This is a genomic window from Pseudomonas sp. Pf153, from assembly GCF_001269775.1.
In the GTDB taxonomy this organism is placed as follows: Bacteria; Pseudomonadota; Gammaproteobacteria; order Pseudomonadales; family Pseudomonadaceae; genus Aquipseudomonas; species Aquipseudomonas uvaldensis.
Genome location: NZ_LHVL01000013.1, coordinates 71,404 through 87,904 on the forward strand (window position 1 = coordinate 71,404; position 16,501 = coordinate 87,904).

At 62.9% G+C, this 16,501-nt stretch carries 18 protein-coding genes; 11 read left to right on the forward strand and 7 right to left on the reverse strand.

The window, feature by feature from the left end; genetic code table 11:
• The first annotated feature begins 56 nt into the window (after positions 1-56).
• The 3 genes from AD666_RS09210 (at position 57) to AD666_RS09220 (ending at position 2,173) form a co-directional block, all read left to right on the forward strand.
• On the forward strand, positions 57-458 hold the full coding sequence (locus AD666_RS09210) for an EF-hand domain-containing protein (RefSeq protein ID WP_053150604.1): 402 nt from the start codon (positions 57-59) through the stop codon (positions 456-458).
• Between the two features lie 82 nt (positions 459-540).
• A complete protein-coding gene (locus AD666_RS09215) occupies positions 541-1,434 on the forward strand; it encodes a DUF692 domain-containing protein (protein WP_082339717.1) in 894 nt (297 codons plus the stop codon).
• Positions 1,427-2,173, forward strand: coding sequence for a DUF2063 domain-containing protein (locus tag AD666_RS09220; RefSeq protein ID WP_053150607.1), 747 nt, complete (start codon positions 1,427-1,429; stop codon positions 2,171-2,173). Before AD666_RS09215 ends, AD666_RS09220 begins: the two co-directional genes overlap by 8 nt.
• A gap of 104 nt (positions 2,174-2,277) precedes the next feature.
• Here the strand turns inward: AD666_RS09220 and AD666_RS09225 are convergent, their stop codons facing one another.
• From AD666_RS09225 to AD666_RS09235, 3 genes are all read right to left on the reverse strand, one after another.
• Complete coding sequence (locus AD666_RS09225) at positions 2,278-2,793, reverse strand: DoxX family protein (protein WP_053150610.1); 516 nt, start codon at positions 2,791-2,793, stop codon at positions 2,278-2,280.
• A gap of 176 nt (positions 2,794-2,969) precedes the next feature.
• A complete protein-coding gene (locus tag AD666_RS09230) occupies positions 2,970-4,292 on the reverse strand; it encodes an ATP-binding protein (RefSeq protein ID WP_053150612.1) in 1,323 nt (440 codons plus the stop codon).
• Positions 4,289-5,029 carry a response regulator gene (locus AD666_RS09235; protein ID WP_003202589.1) on the reverse strand — a complete coding sequence of 247 codons (741 nt, stop codon included), beginning with the start codon at positions 5,027-5,029 and terminating at the stop codon, positions 4,289-4,291. The genes AD666_RS09230 and AD666_RS09235 overlap by 4 nt, the downstream gene beginning before the upstream one ends.
• Before the next feature lie 253 nt (positions 5,030-5,282).
• On the opposite strand from AD666_RS09235, the gene AD666_RS09240 reads away from it, so the two are divergent.
• The 3 genes from AD666_RS09240 to AD666_RS09250 all read left to right on the forward strand — a co-directional run bounded on the left by AD666_RS09240 (position 5,283) and on the right by AD666_RS09250 (position 7,327).
• Positions 5,283-5,546: a DUF2790 domain-containing protein gene (locus tag AD666_RS09240; RefSeq protein WP_053150614.1), complete on the forward strand. Its 264-nt coding sequence runs from the start codon at positions 5,283-5,285 to the stop codon at positions 5,544-5,546.
• A 111-nt stretch (positions 5,547-5,657) separates the two neighbouring features.
• A complete protein-coding gene (locus AD666_RS09245; RefSeq protein ID WP_053150617.1) occupies positions 5,658-6,896 on the forward strand; it encodes a cytochrome c biogenesis protein DipZ in 1,239 nt (412 codons plus the stop codon).
• Positions 6,897-6,997: 101 nt separating this feature from the next.
• On the forward strand, positions 6,998-7,327 hold the full coding sequence (locus tag AD666_RS09250) for a hypothetical protein (protein ID WP_053150620.1): 330 nt from the start codon (positions 6,998-7,000) through the stop codon (positions 7,325-7,327).
• A 9-nt stretch (positions 7,328-7,336) separates the two neighbouring features.
• On the opposite strand, the gene AD666_RS09255 is transcribed toward AD666_RS09250, so the two are convergent.
• The gene (locus AD666_RS09255) at positions 7,337-9,202 is read right to left on the reverse strand and encodes a sigma-54-dependent Fis family transcriptional regulator (RefSeq protein WP_053150622.1); all 1,866 of its coding nucleotides are present in this window, start codon (positions 9,200-9,202) and stop codon (positions 7,337-7,339) included.
• A gap of 342 nt (positions 9,203-9,544) precedes the next feature.
• On the opposite strand from AD666_RS09255, the gene AD666_RS09260 reads away from it, so the two are divergent.
• The 5 genes from AD666_RS09260 to AD666_RS09280 all read left to right on the forward strand — a co-directional run bounded on the left by AD666_RS09260 (position 9,545) and on the right by AD666_RS09280 (position 14,917).
• Positions 9,545-10,627, forward strand: a complete 1,083-nt coding sequence (locus tag AD666_RS09260; protein ID WP_053150625.1) for an ATP-NAD kinase family protein — start codon at positions 9,545-9,547, stop codon at positions 10,625-10,627.
• Between the two features lie 2 nt (positions 10,628-10,629).
• The gene (locus AD666_RS09265; protein WP_053150627.1) at positions 10,630-11,607 is read left to right on the forward strand and encodes a thiamine pyrophosphate-dependent dehydrogenase E1 component subunit alpha; all 978 of its coding nucleotides are present in this window, start codon (positions 10,630-10,632) and stop codon (positions 11,605-11,607) included.
• A gap of 35 nt (positions 11,608-11,642) precedes the next feature.
• The gene (locus AD666_RS09270) at positions 11,643-12,659 is read left to right on the forward strand and encodes an alpha-ketoacid dehydrogenase subunit beta (protein ID WP_053150630.1); all 1,017 of its coding nucleotides are present in this window, start codon (positions 11,643-11,645) and stop codon (positions 12,657-12,659) included.
• Positions 12,659-13,771 carry an acetoin dehydrogenase dihydrolipoyllysine-residue acetyltransferase subunit gene (locus AD666_RS09275; RefSeq protein ID WP_053150635.1) on the forward strand — a complete coding sequence of 371 codons (1,113 nt, stop codon included), beginning with the start codon at positions 12,659-12,661 and terminating at the stop codon, positions 13,769-13,771. Before AD666_RS09270 ends, AD666_RS09275 begins: the two co-directional genes overlap by 1 nt.
• 81 nt (positions 13,772-13,852) lie before the next feature.
• Positions 13,853-14,917, forward strand: coding sequence for a 2,3-butanediol dehydrogenase (locus AD666_RS09280; RefSeq protein ID WP_232775920.1), 1,065 nt, complete (start codon positions 13,853-13,855; stop codon positions 14,915-14,917).
• 54 nt (positions 14,918-14,971) lie between these two features.
• On the opposite strand, the gene AD666_RS09285 is transcribed toward AD666_RS09280, so the two are convergent.
• Genes AD666_RS09285 through AD666_RS09295 form a run of 3 tightly spaced genes read right to left on the reverse strand, consistent with a single transcriptional unit; the run spans position 14,972 to position 16,405 of the window.
• The gene (locus AD666_RS09285) at positions 14,972-15,475 is read right to left on the reverse strand and encodes a DUF6644 family protein (protein WP_053150641.1); all 504 of its coding nucleotides are present in this window, start codon (positions 15,473-15,475) and stop codon (positions 14,972-14,974) included.
• Complete coding sequence (locus tag AD666_RS09290) at positions 15,475-15,825, reverse strand: DUF6152 family protein (RefSeq protein ID WP_053150644.1); 351 nt, start codon at positions 15,823-15,825, stop codon at positions 15,475-15,477. The genes AD666_RS09285 and AD666_RS09290 overlap by 1 nt, the downstream gene beginning before the upstream one ends.
• A gap of 25 nt (positions 15,826-15,850) precedes the next feature.
• Complete coding sequence (locus tag AD666_RS09295; protein ID WP_053150647.1) at positions 15,851-16,405, reverse strand: DinB family protein; 555 nt, start codon at positions 16,403-16,405, stop codon at positions 15,851-15,853.
• Positions 16,406-16,501: the final 96 nt, after the last annotated feature.

Below are 16,501 nucleotides of genomic sequence, written 5' to 3' on the forward strand. Positions count from 1 at the left end.
CCGCTGCCGAGCCTCGGTAACGGAGACTGGCGCAATGATCTTTCGAGGAATACCCCATGCTCAACTTCTCGCGCAATTCATCCCTGGCACTCGGTCTGGCCCTGGTCGGCGGCCTTGGCCTTTCCAGCGCGGCATCGGCTCTGACCATGAATGACCTGGCCCAGGGCTATACCCTGGCGGCGGCCGACACGGCGAAGAAACCTGTTGAAGGCAAGTGCGGCGAAGGTAAATGCGGCGAAGACAAGTTCGCAAAAACCGATACCAATCACGACGGCAAGGTTTCGCGTGACGAGTTCATTGCCGCCGCACCGGAACGCGCAGCCGAGTTCGACAAGATCGACGCTGACCACGATGGCGGCATTTCCTTGCCGGAAGCCAAGCAATACCTGTCGACCCAGGCGAAAAGCGCCGAAGGTAAATGCGGCGAAGGCAAGTGCGGAGCGGCTATCGAGTCCTGATTCACGGCTTGAACAGCGCCATGCCTGTGGGAGCAGGTTCGCTCCCCGGGCATGGGTTTCTTGACTGCCAAGGAGACGTGCCATGTCCCAGCGTTTATCCCCTCTTTTGTATGAACCCAGTCGTCAGGAAGCGCCCTTGCTTCCCAGGCCATCCGCCGGACTTGGCCTGCGACGAGGATTACTCGACGCACTGCGCGAGGCGCCGGCGGGGGACTTCGACTTTCTCGAAGTTGCCCCGGAAAACTGGATCGCAATAGGCGGCGCCCATGGCGCCGCTTTGCATTGGTTGGCCGAGCGCTATCCGCTGTCTTGTCATGGGCTGTCGCTGTCCCTGGGCGGTCCGGCGCCGCTGGACCTGGCGTTCCTCGGCCAGGTACGCGACTTTCTGGACCGCTTCAATGTGCCAATCTACAGCGAACACCTGAGCTACTGTGGCGATGAGGGCCATTTGTACGATCTGCTGCCGCTGCCTTTCACCGAAGAAGCGGTGCGGCACGTGGCCGCCCGGATCCGCCAGGCCCAGGATGTACTGGGCCGGCGCTTGGCGGTGGAAAACGTCTCTTATTACGCAGCACCTCAACAGGACATGACCGAGCTGGAATTCACCAACGCGGTTTTGCGCGAGGCGGACTGTGACCTGTTGCTGGACGTCAACAATGTGTACGTCAACTCGGTCAACCACAGCTTCGATCCCCAGGCCTTCCTGGCCGGACTCGAGCCTGGATGCGTGGTCGCCATGCACGTGGCCGGGCACTATGACGAATCCGACAGCTTGATCATCGACAGCCATGGCGCCTCGGTCAAACCGGTGGTCTGGTCCCTCCTGGCCCAGGCCTACGAGCGTTTCGGTGTCCAGCCGACCTTGCTCGAACGGGACTTCAATTTCCCGCCGTACGCGGCACTGGTGGCCGAACTGCAGACGATTCGTCAGTTGCAGCGACAGACCGGCGTCCGGCAGGCGGTGCCCCATGACTGACGCCCGGCAAACGTTGCATCAGCAGCAACAGGCCCTGACCCGCTACCTGCGCGACCCTGAGCACTGCCCGGTTCCGGAGGGCATGGACGGCGCGCGGGCGCAGGTGTATCGCGACCTGATCTTCGAGAACATGCGCTCGTTGCTCAGCGGGACCTTTCCGGTGCTGGTGAGCCTGTTGGGGCAGGAGGCCTGGCGCGCCACGGTGCGCGGCTTCCTGCGCGAGCATCGTTGCGTCACGCCCCGGTTCGGGGAAGTCGCGGAGGAGTTCGTGGGCTATCTGACGACCCGGCAATCGCCGGACTCGCCGCCGTTCATGGCTGAGCTGGCGCATTACGAGTGGGTCGAAATGGCGCTGCTGCAATCGCAAGCCCAATCGCTGCCGCCCAGTGATGAAGCACTGTTGCTCGACCGACCCCTGTGTATCTCGCCCCTGGCCTGGCCGTTGGCCTATCAATGGCCGGTGCATCGCCTGGCAACCGACTATCAGCCTTCGACACCGCCGCCTCAGCCGACGCTGTTGCTGATCCGGCGCACGCCTGGGTTCGAGGTGCGCTTTTCCGAGCTCAGCCCGTTGGCCTGGCGGCTATTGGAGCGCATCGAGGCATTTGCGGGATTGGACGGGCGAGGGCAGCTACTGGGGCTGGCGCGGGAGGCGGGGGTGAATACGTTCGAGTTCATGGACAGTGCGGTGGCGTTGCTGCGGCGGATGCTGGCTGAAGGGGTAGTCGGCGTTCGGTGAAAACCTGTGGGAGCGGGCTTGCTCGCGAAGACGTCGGCACATTCAGTAGCCAAGTGCCAGATAGACCGCTTTCGCGAGCAAGCCCGCTCTCACAGGGACCCGTGTCAGGCTTTGTTGTGGCGGTGCAACACGGTTTTAAGCAGCGCATCCACACTCAACTTTCCCGCCCCCTGCAACACCAGCGGCAGCAATGCCACCAGATAGATCAACGGCAGCTTGAAGTTGCCATGACCTTTGTTGGTTATCGCATAGCCCTGGGCCAGTTCGCTCAGGGTCGACCAGTCCGCCGGCCAGTGCACGGCCGCAGTGGCCACCACCGTGACGATGATCAGCACCAGCGCCGAGAAGCGGGTGCCCAGGCCGATCAGCAGGGCGAGGGCACAGATCAGTTCGGCCCACATCGACAGTTCCCAGTTCCAGCTCGCCGGCAGTTGATCGAAGGGAAACGGAAACGCGGACTGGATGTCGGCGAACCAGTTCTGGCCGTTCCATTTTTCCAGACCGGATTCGAAGAACTCCCAGGCCAGGAACAACCGCAAGCCCAGGGGCGCGAGCCATGGGCCGGCCTGATCAAGAGGGGTGTGCAATGTTTTCAGAGTGTTTGAAACGGTGGGGTACATGGCGGATCTCCTTGGGACCGGCGGTACGCGCCGGGAACACCAGGGAGTCTTTCAAACGGGTGTAAGCAGCGTGTGTCGCCAGAGAGGCGCCTTGCAACGTTGTGTAAGCCGGACACCAGCAGACACACAGTCATACAAATCCATTGCACCGCAAACCCTTTTTGGAGCGGTGCATCTCAGCTTGCATGAGCGACTTGGCGACTCAGCCGCAACTCGGCGCACAATCCGCCGCCCTCCCGATTGCTCAGGGTCAGCGAGCCGCCCATGGCGATCGCCAGTTGCTGGGCGATAGCCAGGCCCAACCCGGTACCGCCGGTTTCGCGGTTGCGCGAGCTTTCCACCCGGTAGAACGGCTTGAGGACTTCAGCCAGTTCCTGTTCGCTGATGCCGGGACCGCGGTCCAGTACCCGGATCGCCAGTTGGCCACTGCGGTCTTCCTGCACCTCGATCCGGGCCGCGCCGCCGAACTTGAGCGCGTTGTCCACCAGATTGACCAGCACCCGGCGCAAGGCATGGGGGCGGGTGTCGATGACGGCAGTGTACTTTGTGCAAAGCTGCACATCCTGGCCGGTGTCCTGGTAGTCGAAGACCAGACTGTCGAGAAACGCGTCCAGGTTGATGCGACAACTGGCCTCTGTGGCGCCATGGATGCTGCGGGCGTAGGCCACGCCTTCGCGCACCAGATGCTCCATTTCAGTCAAATCGCTGCACAGCTTGTCCTTTTCGAGGCCGTCGTCCATGAACTCTGCGCGCAGCTTCATGCGGGTGATGGGCGTCTGCAAATCATGGGAAATGGCCGCCAGCAGTTGCATGCGCTCCTTGAGATAGGCAGCTATGCGGTCCTGCATGGCATTGAAGGCTTTGGCGGCGTGGACCACTTCGGTCGGTCCCTTTTCGTCGAGACGCATGCCGTGGGCGTTCGGATCGAGGGTTTCTACCGCCTGGGCCAACCGGGTCAACGGGCGGACAGCGATGCGTACCGCCAGCCAGGTGCAGCCGATCAACAGCGCCAACTGCCCCAGCAGTACCACCGGCAACCAAGGGGAAAGGGGCATCATGGCCGGGCGGACATCGATGGTCAGCGGACTGCCGTCCTTCAGGCGCAAATGAGCCTGGTAGTGTTTTTGCGGTCCGGGGATGTCGGTGAAGGTCAGTGCATAAGCCTGGCCGATGGCCTCTTGGATCGAGCTGACCGACACCGGCGCGTCGTCGGGCACCATGGGCTGGCCCGGCAGGCCTTCGTCGAGCAGATACCCGTAGTTGCGCCGTGTGAGTTGAGGCAGCCACGCGGGGCGCTCGGCAGCGGGCAGGCGGTCGAGAATGGCGACGGAAGTCGAGACATCGGTTTCCAGATTGCCAAGCATGGTGGTCTTTGCCGTCTGGTAGCGCTCGTAATACTGGACGCCGAAAGACAGGCCCTGGGCCAGGATCAGGCCGATCAGGAAGATCAGCGACAGCCTCGACGCGAGGGTCCGCGGCCAACGCAGTGGCAGGTTCATACCGAAGCCTCGAGAATCTCAACCGGCAGCGAGAACACATAGCCTTCGCTGCGCACGGTCTTGATATAGGCCGGCTCGCGGGCGTCATCCAGCAGGCGCTGGCGCAGCCGGCTGACCAGCAGGTCGATGGAGCGATCGAACAGGTCGGCGTCCCGGCCCTGGGTCAGGTTCAGCAGTTGGTCGCGGTTGAGCACCCGCTGCGGATGATCGAGGAACACCCGCAACAGTCGGTATTCCGCACCGCTGAGGGCAACCATGGTGCCGTCGGTATCGAGCAGATGCCGGGCCGTGGTGTCCAGGCGCCAGCGGCCGAATGCCAGCAGGCGACCGCTTTCGGTGACCACCAGGTTGGGCGGCAGCATGCGGGTACGACGCAGCACGGCATTGATGCGGGCCAGCAGTTCACGGGCGGCGAAGGGTTTGACCAGGTAATCGTCGGCGCCCATTTCCAGGCCGATGATCCGGTCGGTTTCGTCGTTGCGGGCGGTGAGCATCAGTACCGGCGTGGCTTTGTGCTTGCCGGCGCGCAGTTCCCGGCACAGTACCAGGCCGTCATCGCCGGGCATCATGATATCCAGCACGATCAGGTCCACCGGGGTGGTTTCCAGGAAGGCGCGCATCTGCCGGCCATCGGCGACGACGGTGGTGCGCAGGCCGTTTTTCTTCAAGTAATTGCCAACCAGCTCTCTGATCTCGCGATCGTCATCCACTATCAGCACATGATCGACATGATCCATGGTGTTCAGCCCCTTATGGCGGTTCGTTGGTGGTCAGTCTACAGACGCCGGCCGGCCTGGCCCGAGACGGATTGTATTGCAGTGTATCTGGCGCACGACGGATACACAGCGATGCAAAAAGCCGACGGGTTCGATACAGCCGCGATACCTCAAGGGCATTCAATGGCTTCCAACGAGGCAACCCTAGGCTTTTCAGACAGAGCCTGGGGCCTCGACAGAAAACCAGACCATTGAATGAATCGAGGACCGCGCCATGAACACCAAAGCCATCTACGCCACTTGCCTTTTCGCCGCGCTGAACATCTGCACCCTGTCGGCCCGGGCCGAAAGTAATGTCCAGGCGCAAACCTATAGCTACGGCACCCACCTGGATATTCAGAAGGTGCTATCCATCAGCGAAGACGCCAATCCGGCTTGCGGAGTGGTGAATGCGCGCATGACCTATCTGGACTCGGCAGGACACGAGCAGGCACTGGATTACCGCAAGTTTTCAGATAACTGCCATGAAGACAATTGAATCCAGAATCTCATAAATATCGGATAACTCATTGTATTTAAATAGTTATCGTTGTTGAGATAGACCGTTCTCTGGCTTTACGAGTCTGCCAGTCTCCCTTTGAGGTGTGCCATGCTACTGATCGCTTTCCTGGGCGGGATCCTGACGATCCTCAGCCCCTGCATTCTCCCCGTGGTGCCGTTTCTGTTCGCCCGGGCCGATCGTTCCCCTCGTTCGGTGCTGCTGACGCTTGCCGGCATGGTGCTGACATTTGCCCTGGTGTCCAGCCTGGCGGTGGCCAGCAGCGAATGGGTTCTGCGTGCCAGCAGTATCGGCCGGCAGGTCGCGCTGGGCGTGATGGTGCTGTTTGCCCTGTCGTTGATGTTCAGTCGGGTCGGCACCTGGCTGGCACGACCACTGGTGAGCCTGGGCAACCGTATCGATGCGGGAGCAGGGCGGATGGCCGGGCCGCTGGCGTCGGTGTTGATCGGCGTCGCGACCGGGTTGCTCTGGGCACCCTGCGCCGGTCCGATACTCGGGGTGATCCTGACCGGCGCCATGTTGCAAGGCGCGAGCGCCGAAACGAGCCTGCTGTTGCTTGCCTATGGCCTGGGCAGCGCCTTGTCGCTGGGGACGTTGATCCTGGCCGGGCGCGGGTTGATGGGCCGGCTCAAGCTTTCGTTGCCGATCACGACCTGGTTGCGCCGCGGCACTGGTGCCGTTGTGCTGCTGGCCGCCGTGGCGATCGGCACGGGAGCCGATGATCGCTTGCTGGCAAGTACCTCGTCCCAAGGGGCGGCAACACTGGAGCAAGGCTTGCTGGAAAATGTCCCCAAGGCAATCGATTACGTCGTCAGCAAAGCCGGCGCCGCATCGATGCCAACCCTGGCCTCTCAAGGCGCCATGCCTTCGCTGGAGGGGGCGGTGCAATGGCTGAATTCGCCACCGCTGAACAGCGAGTCCTTGCGGGGCAAGGTGGTGCTGGTGGATTTCTGGACCTATGACTGCATCAATTGCCAGCACACGCTGCCCTACGTGAACGATTGGGCCAGGAAATATGAGAAGGATGGGTTGGTGGTCATTGGTGTACATACGCCGGAATACGGCTACGAGAAAATCATCGACAACGTGCGCGAGCAAGTTCGCAAGCTGAACATCCATTATCCGGTGGCCATCGACAATCAGTATGCGATCTGGCGCGCCTTCGACAACCAGTACTGGCCAGCCCATTACTTCATCGATGCCAAGGGGCAGGTGCGCTACAGCCATTTTGGCGAGGGGCGGTATGGCGAACAGGAACAGGTGATCCAGCAGTTGTTGCAGGAGGCGAAGGCGGATTCCGCCGGACCCCATCAACCCAAGGGGCAATAATGCACAAATTTGTGCCGAGGGGACCGAGCGTCAGTGCTGGCCCCTTGCTCCTTTAAACGTCGTCAAACTTCTTTTATTTCATGAAGTTGGACGACAAACCTATGCGTATCTCTATGTGGGTCGTAACGACATTCCTGGTGGTGGCCGTTACGTGCGAGGCCCAGGCCAGGGCGCTGACGCAGAACCAGCAATCGGTCTGCCGCTGGGGTTCGGATATCGCCGCGGGTGCCCAGGCCTCGAAGTTGGCCGGGGTGAGTCTCTACGGCGCCCGGAAGAAACTGCAGGTACGCAAGTTTCCCAGACCCTGGATGCGCATGACGGCCTTGGGCATTACCGAACAAACCTATAACAGTGCCTCACGTCTCAAACCGGCAGCGATCAAGCAAACCTACTATGAACAATGCGTCCGTCACGAGCTGGCGCAACGCTAAGGATGGGTTTCATACCGGGCGCCTGCCGGGCATCTGGATACCATGCTGACGCACCCGTCGATACAGCGTCGCCCGGGAGATGCCCAGGGCCTGGGCGGCAGCGGCAGGTTTCCAGCGGTGACGCACCAGTGCATCGAGCAGCGCCTGACGTTCCGGGCAGGCGACCGGCTCCGGCGTGTCGGTCGTGGTATCTGCGTTGCGCAGCGATTCGGGCAGGTGGCCGACCTGGATCACGCCCGTCTCGCACACCGCGCAGGCATAGCGCAGTACGTGGCGCAACTGGCGAATATTGCCCGGCCAGTGATAACCGAGCAGGCATTCCAACGCCGCGCCACTCAATTGCACCGAGCCGCCGCACGGCGTCGATTCCTCTTCGAGAATGCGGTTGATCAGCGCCAGCCGGTCCGTGCGTTCGCGTAACGGCGGCAACTGGAAGCGGGCGCCTCCCAGGCGGAAATACAGGTCTTCGCGAAACTCGCCGGCGGCTACCAGGGTTTCCAGGTCGCGGTGGGTGGCACAGATCACCTGGATGTCCACGGCCTTGCGGCGTGAGGCCCCCAGGGGCGCCACTTCGCCTTCGGCCAGGACCCGCAACAGGCGGGTCTGCAACGTCAGCGGCATATCACCGATCTCGTCGAGGAACAGCGTGCCACCGTCAGCCTGTTGCAACAGGCCCTGCATCCCTTTGGCCGAAGCCCCGGTGAAGGCTCCGGCAACGTAGCCGAACAGCTCGCTTTCGATCAGGCTTTCGGGTATCGCCGCGCAATTCAGCGCCACGAAGGGCCGGTCGCGCCGCTGGCTGGTCTGGTGCAATTGGCGGGCGAACACCTCTTTGCCGGAGCCGGTCTCGCCCTGGATCAACACCGGCAGGTTGCGGTCCTTGACTCGCACGGCCAGGCGCAGGCTATCGGCCAGTCGTGAGTCCAGCTCGATGGCGGCCACTGCCACCCGTGGTCGCGGGCCGGCCCGGTGGCGGGGCGCGCTCAAGCGGCCATGCAGGCCATGGGCGAGCGGGTAAAGACTTTCGTCGCGAGCACGGTGCAATTGCTCCTGATCGAAGACCTGACCGATGTGTCGCGGTAACTGGCCATAGTGCTGCAACAGGTACTGGCGGGCCGCCGGGTTGAGGGCCTGCAGGCAGCCATCGTCGTCCCAGGCGAACAGAAAATCGGGCTGGCTGTCGACGTAGCCCGCGTTGCGATGGGCTCGCAGCACCCAATAACCCTGGGCGCTGCTCATGAAAAACGCCTGTTCGATTTCCCGGGCGCTCTGCACCACCATCTGCCGGATCAGATGCTGCGAGCGCCGATCGTCTGGAGAGCGCACCGCCGACACGTCCAACACGCCGAGCAGATCCCCGTGCGGATCGAAGACCGGCGCGGCAGAACACGTCAGGCCAATGAAGGCCGCGCGAAAATGGTCGCGCTTATGCACCGTCACCGGGGCCTTGGCCGTGAGCACGGCGGCGACGCCACAGGTGCCTTCTTCGCCCTCCGACCAGCAGGTACCCAGGTACAGGCCCGCCTTGCGGCAGTCATTGCGGATCGTGGTTTCCACCCGGTAGTCGATGGTCCGGCCTTGGGCATCGGTCAACAGCACACAGTAGTCGGCGTCGCGCACCCGACCGTGGAGACGGGCGACTTCCTCGCTGGCGATGTTGAGAAACAGCTCGGAACGCTCGCGGCATTGCCTGAGCACGGCCTCGGACAGGATGCGCGGTCCCTGTAGGGATCCGGGGTCGAGGTGGTGCTGCTCCATGGAGCGGCGCCAGGAGTCGAGGATCAGGTCCGGCACGGGCCTTTGCGGCAAGCGCTCCGCGTTCTTCACCACGCGGCTGACGCAATCCACATGCGCCCGGGAGTGAGCGGAAAGCATAGGGGCCTCCGGTTCAGCTTCTTGTCGTTGTAGGTGCATTAAGCGCCGTTAGCCAAGCGTAGACAAGCACGGCGGGAGGTGGAACCCCGCTGAGACGCTACGTCTCACCGTCTCATCGCGAGTCCGTGCAGGCTGACATGTCGCGTCTCACGAGGACGGGTTTCGTTGTTGCTTAAAGGCCGTGGAAACCGCTCTGGCATGCGTCTTTCAGCGATAGTCGCTGCATTTGGCACCCCCCTTGCTCTATCCCCCTCGACCCGCTGGACGGGCTTCCAATAATAACAACGAGGTGTCCATGACTTTCTGCCCAGGCCATTCTGCGGCCCAATCCAGGGTGGCGCCATGAACCGGCCGCCACTGACCGTCGGCATCATCGCCAATCCCGCATCGGGTCGCGACGTGCGCCGCCTGACGGCGAACGCCGGGCTGTTTTCCAGCACCGACAAGGTATCGGTCATCCAGCGCTTGCTGGCAGCCTTCGGGGCCACCGGCATCGAGCAGGTACTGATGCCCACCGACATGACCGGCATCGCCGCCGCCGTCCTGAAGAACAGCCACAGCCGACAAGCCCGCGGCAGCCACTGGCCGGCCCTGGAGTTCCTTGACCTTACCCTGCGCCAGACGGTGGACGACACCCGCCGAGCCGCACGCCTGATGGCTGAGCGCGAGGTTTCGTTGATCGCCGTGCTCGGCGGCGACGGTACCCACAAGGCCGTGGCCGCCGAAGTGGGGGACACCCCGCTGCTGACCCTTTCCACTGGCACCAACAATGCCTTTCCCGAACTGCGCGAAGCCACCAGTGCCGCACTGGCCGGTGGCTTGTACGCCAGCGGCCGGGTGCCGTCGCAGATTGCCCTGCGGCGCAACAAGCGCTTGCTGGTGTGCGAAGCCGGTCGCGGCCTGCGGGAAATCGCCCTGGTGGATGTGGCCGTGTCGCCGCTGCGTTTTGTCGGCGCCCGGGCCATCAGCCGGGCACAGGACCTGGCGGAAGTCTTCGTGACCTTTGCCGAACCGCAAGCCATTGGCTTGTCGGCGTTGTGCGGTTTGTGGTTCCCGGTTTCCCGCCAGGCTCCGGGCGGCGCCTGGATGCGCCTGGACCCGCAGTCAACCGAAGCACTGTTGGTGCCCCTGGCCCCCGGTCTGCTGCAAGGCTGCGGCGTGCTTGCTGCCGGTCCGCTGGAGCCGGGTGTCGCCCATGGTCTGGCGTTGTCCAGTGGCACCCTGGCGCTGGATGGCGAGCGGGAAATCGAATTCAACGCCAACGACCGACCCACGATCACCCTCGATGCCGGCGGACCGCTGAGCATCGATGTCAACGCTGTGCTGGCCTACGCCGCGCAGCACCGGCTGCTGGCCATCGGCCGCGAACATCCGCAACACCCCCTGAACCTTCAATACAGCCTTCAAGACACCCTCGGAGAATAAAAATGTCGACATCGCTTACCCACGATCAATTGCTGCACGCCTACCGGGTGATGCGCACCATCCGTGCCTTCGAAGAACGCCTGCACGTGGAATTCGCCACGGGCGAGATCCCCGGCTTCGTCCACTTGTACGCTGGCGAAGAAGCGTCCGCCGCCGGAGTCATGGCCCACTTGGGCGATGACGATTGCATTGCCTCCAACCACCGTGGTCATGGTCATTGCATTGCCAAGGGCGTGGATGTCTACGGGATGATGGCCGAGATCTACGGCAAAAAGACCGGGGTCTGCCAGGGCAAGGGCGGCTCGATGCACATCGCCGATTTCGAAAAAGGCATGCTCGGCGCCAACGGCATTGTCGGAGCCGGTGCGCCGTTGGTGGTAGGCGCCGCGCTGGCGGCACGGCTCAAGGGCACCGACAGCGTCGCCGTGGTGTTTTTCGGTGACGGCGGTTCCAACGAGGGGGCTGTGTTCGAAGCCATGAACATGGCCTCGGTGTGGAACCTGCCGTGCCTGTTCGTCGCTGAAAACAACGGCTACGCCGAAGCCACTGCCTCCAACTGGTCGGTGGCCTGCGATCACATCGCCGACCGGGCCGCCGGGTTCGGCATGCCGGGGGTGACGGTGGATGGCTTTGACTTCTTCGCCGTGCACGAAGCCGCCGGGGCCGCCATCGAGCGTGCCCGGGCCGGGGAAGGGCCGTCGCTGATCGAGGTCAAGCTGACTCGTTACTACGGCCACTTCGAGGGCGATGCCCAGACTTATCGGGCACCCGACGAGGTCAAGCACTTTCGCGAGCATCAGGACTGCTTGATGCAGTTCCGCGAGCGCACCACCCGGGCCGGACTGCTGGCGGCCGAGCAGTTGGACCAGATCGACAAGGAAGTGGAGCTGCTGATCGAAAACGCAGTGTACAAGGCCAAGTCCGATCCCAAGCCCGCGGCGGCGGACCTGCTCACCGACGTCTACGTCTCCTATCCCTGAACGCCTCCCTTAAAACAAGAACAGAGAATCCCATCATGGCGAGAAAAATCAGCTATCAGCAGGCAATCAACGAGGCCCTGGCCCAGGAAATGCGCCGCGACGCCAGCGTGTTCATCATGGGCGAAGATGTGGCCGGTGGCGCCGGCGCGCCCGGTGAAAACGATGCCTGGGGCGGTGTGCTCGGTGTCACCAAGGGCCTTTACGATCAGTTTCCCGGTCGTGTGCTGGACACGCCGTTGTCGGAGATCGGTTACGTCGGTGCCGCGGTCGGTGCCGCGGCGTGCGGCGTGCGTCCGGTGTGCGAACTGATGTTCGTCGACTTTGCCGGCTGCTGCCTGGACCAGATCCTCAACCAGGCGGCGAAGTTTCGCTACATGTTCGGCGGCAAGGCCGTCACGCCGCTGGTGATTCGCACCATGGTCGGCGCCGGTCTGCGCGCAGCGGCCCAGCATTCACAGATGCTGACGTCGCTGTGGACGCACATTCCGGGGTTGAAAGTGGTGTGCCCGTCATCGCCCTACGATGCCAAGGGCCTGTTGATCCAGGCGATTCGCGACAACGACCCGGTGATCTTCTGCGAGCACAAGTTGCTGTACGGCATGCAGGGCGAGGTGCCCGAAGAGCTGTACACCATCCCCTTTGGCGAAGCGAATTTCCTGCGCGATGGCAAGGATGTGACCCTCGTGTCCTATGGCCGTACGGTCAATATCGCCCTGGACGCGGCCCGCAACCTGGCCGGGCGGGGCATCGATTGCGAAGTCATCGACCTGCGCACCACCAGCCCCATGGACGAGGACAGCATCCTTGAGAGCGTGGAGAAAACCGGGCGCCTGGTGGTGATCGACGAAGCCAACCCGCGTTGTTCCATGGCCACCGATGTCTCGGCGCTGGTGGCGCAAAAAGCCTTCGGCGCGCTCAAGGCGCCGATTGAAATGGTCACCGCACCCCATACGCCGGTGCCGTTCTCCGACTCCCTGGAGGACTTGTACATCCCCGACGCGGCGAAGATCGAAAGCGCCGTGCTCAAACTGATCGAATGGAGTAAGCGCTGATGAGCCGGATTCATACCCTGACGATGCCCAAGTGGGGCCTGTCGATGACCGAAGGCCGGGTCGATGCCTGGCTCAAGGAAGAGGGCCAGGCCATTGCCAAGGGCGATGAAGTGATGGACGTGGAAACCGACAAGATTTCCAGCAGCGTCGAAGCGCCATTTTCCGGCGTATTGCGCCGGCAGGTCGCTCGCCAGGACGAAACCCTGGCGGTCGGCGCCTTGCTCGGCATCGTCGTGGAAGGCGAGGCCAGCGACGCCGAGATCGATGCGGTCATCGAGCAGTTCCAGTCCAACTTCGTGCCGGGCGATGCCGCCGATGAAGACAGCGGACCGAAGCCACAAAAAATCGAACTGGACGGCCGGGTGATCCGCTATTTCGAGCGCGGCGAAGGCGGCACGCCGCTGGTGCTGGTGCACGGCTTCGGTGGTGATCTGAACAACTGGCTGTTCAACCACGAAGCGCTGGCGGCTGGACGGCGGGTCATCGCCCTGGACCTGCCGGGGCACGGCGAGTCTGGCAAAGCCTTGCAGCGCGGGGACCTGGATGAACTGAGCTCGGTGGTGCTGAGCCTGCTCGATTATCTGGACATCAACGTCGCACACCTGGTGGGGCATTCCATGGGGGGCGCCGTTTCCTTGAACACCGCGCGCCTGATGCCCCAGCGGGTGCGTTCTTTGACGCTGATCGGCAGCGCCGGCCTGGGCCAGGAGATCAACGGCAGTTATCTGCAAGGTTTTGTCGACGCCGCCAATCGCAACGCCCTCAAGCCGCAACTGGTGCAGTTGTTCTCCAATGCCGAGCTGGTCAACCGCCAGATGCTCGACGACATGCTCAAGTACAAGCGCCTGGAGGGCGTGGACGCCGCGCTGCGCCAGCTGTCGGCGACGCTGTTTGCCGAGGGGCGCCAGCAGATGGACTTGCGCGAAGTGGTCCAGGCCGGCCACGTGCCGACGCTGGTGATCTGGGGCAGTGACGACGCCATCATCCCGGCGACTCACAGTCAAGGGCTGGCGGCACGGGTCGAGGTGCTACCGGGCCAGGGCCACATGGTGCAAATGGAAGCGGCCGAGCAGGTCAACCGGCTGATTCTCGAGTTCATTCAAGAGAACTGATCGATCGGGCGACGACCGGGTCGTCGCCCCAAGCTTTCTGGAGGCAACGTCATGAACGTTTCAACCATACCTACCCGCAGCATGCGCGCCGCTGTCTGGCACGGTCGCAACGACATCCGCGTCGAGGATGTGCCATTGCCTGTATCGCCGCCCGCCGGCTGGGTGCAGATCCGCGTGCAATGGTGCGGCATCTGCGGTTCCGATCTGCACGAGTACGTGGCCGGACCGGTATTCATTCCGGTAGACGCGCCGCACCCGCTGACCGGTATCAAGGGCCAGTGCATCCTCGGTCATGAATTTTGCGGTGAAATCGTCGAGCTGGGTGCCGGTGTCGAGGGCTTCAGTGTCGGCGAGCCGGTGGCGGCCGACGCCTGCCAGCATTGTGGCACCTGCTATTACTGCACCCACGGGCTGTACAACATTTGCGAAAACCTGGCATTCACCGGATTGATGAATAACGGTGCGTTCGCCGAGCTGGTCAATGTCCCGGCCAATTTGCTCTACAAGTTGCCAGCCGGTTTCCCGACCGAGGCCGGTGCGTTGATCGAGCCGTTGGCGGTGGGCATGCACGCGGTAAAAAAGGCCGGCAGCCTGCTGGGCCAGAACGTTGTGGTGGTGGGCGCCGGCACTATCGGGTTGTGCACCATCATGTGCGCCAAGGCCGCCGGCGCGGCCCAGGTGATTGCCCTGGAAATGTCCAGCGCACGCAAGGCCAAGGCCTTGGAAGTCGGCGCCAGCCATGTGATCGATCCGAACGAGTGCGACGCCCTGGCCGAAGTCCGGCGCCTGACCGGCGGCCTGGGTGCCGATGTCAGCTTCGAATGCATCGGCAACAAACACACCGCCAAAGTGGCCATCGACCTGATCCGCAAGGCCGGCAAATGCGTGCTGGTGGGCATTTTCGAAGAGCCGAGTTCATTCAACTTCTTTGAACTGGTCTCCACCGAGAAACAGGTGCTCGGCGCGCTGGCCTACAACGGTGAGTTCGCCGATGTGATTGCCTTCATCGCCGACGGGCGCCTGGACATCTCGCCCCTGGTGACCGGACGTATCCAGCTGGAACAGATCGTCGGGCAGGGCTTCGAGGAACTGGTCAACAACAAGGAACACAACGTGAAGATCATTGTGTCGCCCGCACGGATCTGAGCGCGCCTGAGGTGGGCGATTTGGCGATGGTCGAAGCGGCCATCGCCTTTTTTTTCAGGTATAGGCCAGCAGCCGGCCACAGCAGATAACCGCGAACCATAGCGCCATGGACAGCAGTGCCTGGATTCTGGCCAGGCCGGGCGCCTTGTGGCCGATATTCCATTGCTGCACGCCGCGGTAGGTTCCAACGTGGAACACCAGGGCGTTGAGGCCCACCGTCGCGATCAGGCACAGTTTGAGGACGAAGACGTCGTTGCCGGCAAAGTCATGGGGGTGCGCGCTGAACATCATCAGCCCGGCAGGCACGATCAGCAGCAGGGCCGCAAGGGCCCAGGTCAGCAGATGACGGGCCAGGGCGGTCACGGCGATGCCCTTGGACAGCCCCAGGATGCGCAGGTCGAACATCACCACCGCGCCCACCAGCACCGAAAAGCCAATGATGTGCACGACTTCCACCAGCGGGTAGAGCCACAGCTCGCTGCGCATGGCCAGCGCCAGGGATGAATCCCCCAGTTGGTCCATCCAGCCTTGGGGCGCGCCAGCCTGGGAGGCCTGCATCAGCGCAACTCGGTGGTCTTGTCGCCGATGGTGATGCGTTCGGCGCGCAATTCATCGGGTTTGTTGCGGTTTGCATAGCCGACTACGGTGGCCCGGTTACCTGCTTTGAGCATGTCTTTGGTCAGGCCCCGATTCTCCATGCGTGACGGCGGGGCCAGCACGACGGTCCAGGTTTTGTCGGTGGTTTGCAGGCGCACGTAGCCGTGGGGATGGGAGTAACCGGCTTCCTTGATGGTGCCGTCGAGTTCCAAGGGGTTGCTGGCGTCGTATTCGCTCCAGCCGTGGTGAGCGAGTGCTGCCGTGGCCGTCAGCATCGATGCCAAACCTATGCAACGCAGGGTAACGTTCATGGCAAGATCTCCTTTTGGGGGCGGTTCAACCAGGCAAATATTCGCGCCAGACCCGCCGTTCATCGAGTTGAAGCCGCTGTTCCTCGTCGTTGCGCAAGGGGCGGTCGCAATCGAGAAAGAACTCATCGAGTTGCGGCGGCTCGACGTGGGTGGCGCTGAGCATGGTGTGGACCTGCCCACGATGATGGATCTGATGTTCGAACAGGTGCAACAGCAGCCGGTCGATTCGTTCGCGCACGACGCCGTCGGCCCGCACCAGGTCGACGCAGCGGGCGAGGTCTGTTTGCCGCAGGGCTTCGCAGAGCGCCACCAGCCGCTGATCGGTTTGGGTCTGCTGATGCACCAGTGGGGCAAAGGCCAGGGTCTCGGAGAAATCCTTTATCTGGCCGTCCCGGTCGCCTTCCAGGGCGGTGAGGTAATAGCGGTCCACTTCCAGGATGTGGCAAAGCGTGGCTTGGATGGACGGGAAGAACCCTGTGCGCGGCGCGGCGTAGTCAGCCTCGCTCAACTGCGCGCAGGCACTGAGCAGCCTGTGATTGGCCCATTGATTGTTCAGAGCCTGGGCCAGGAAATAGTTCATGGGGAGCCTCCCTGTCATGGCCGCCACAAATTTTGTGGGAGCGGGCTTGCTCGCGAAGACGGCGGCACATACAGCATAGTCTTGCCAGACAGACCG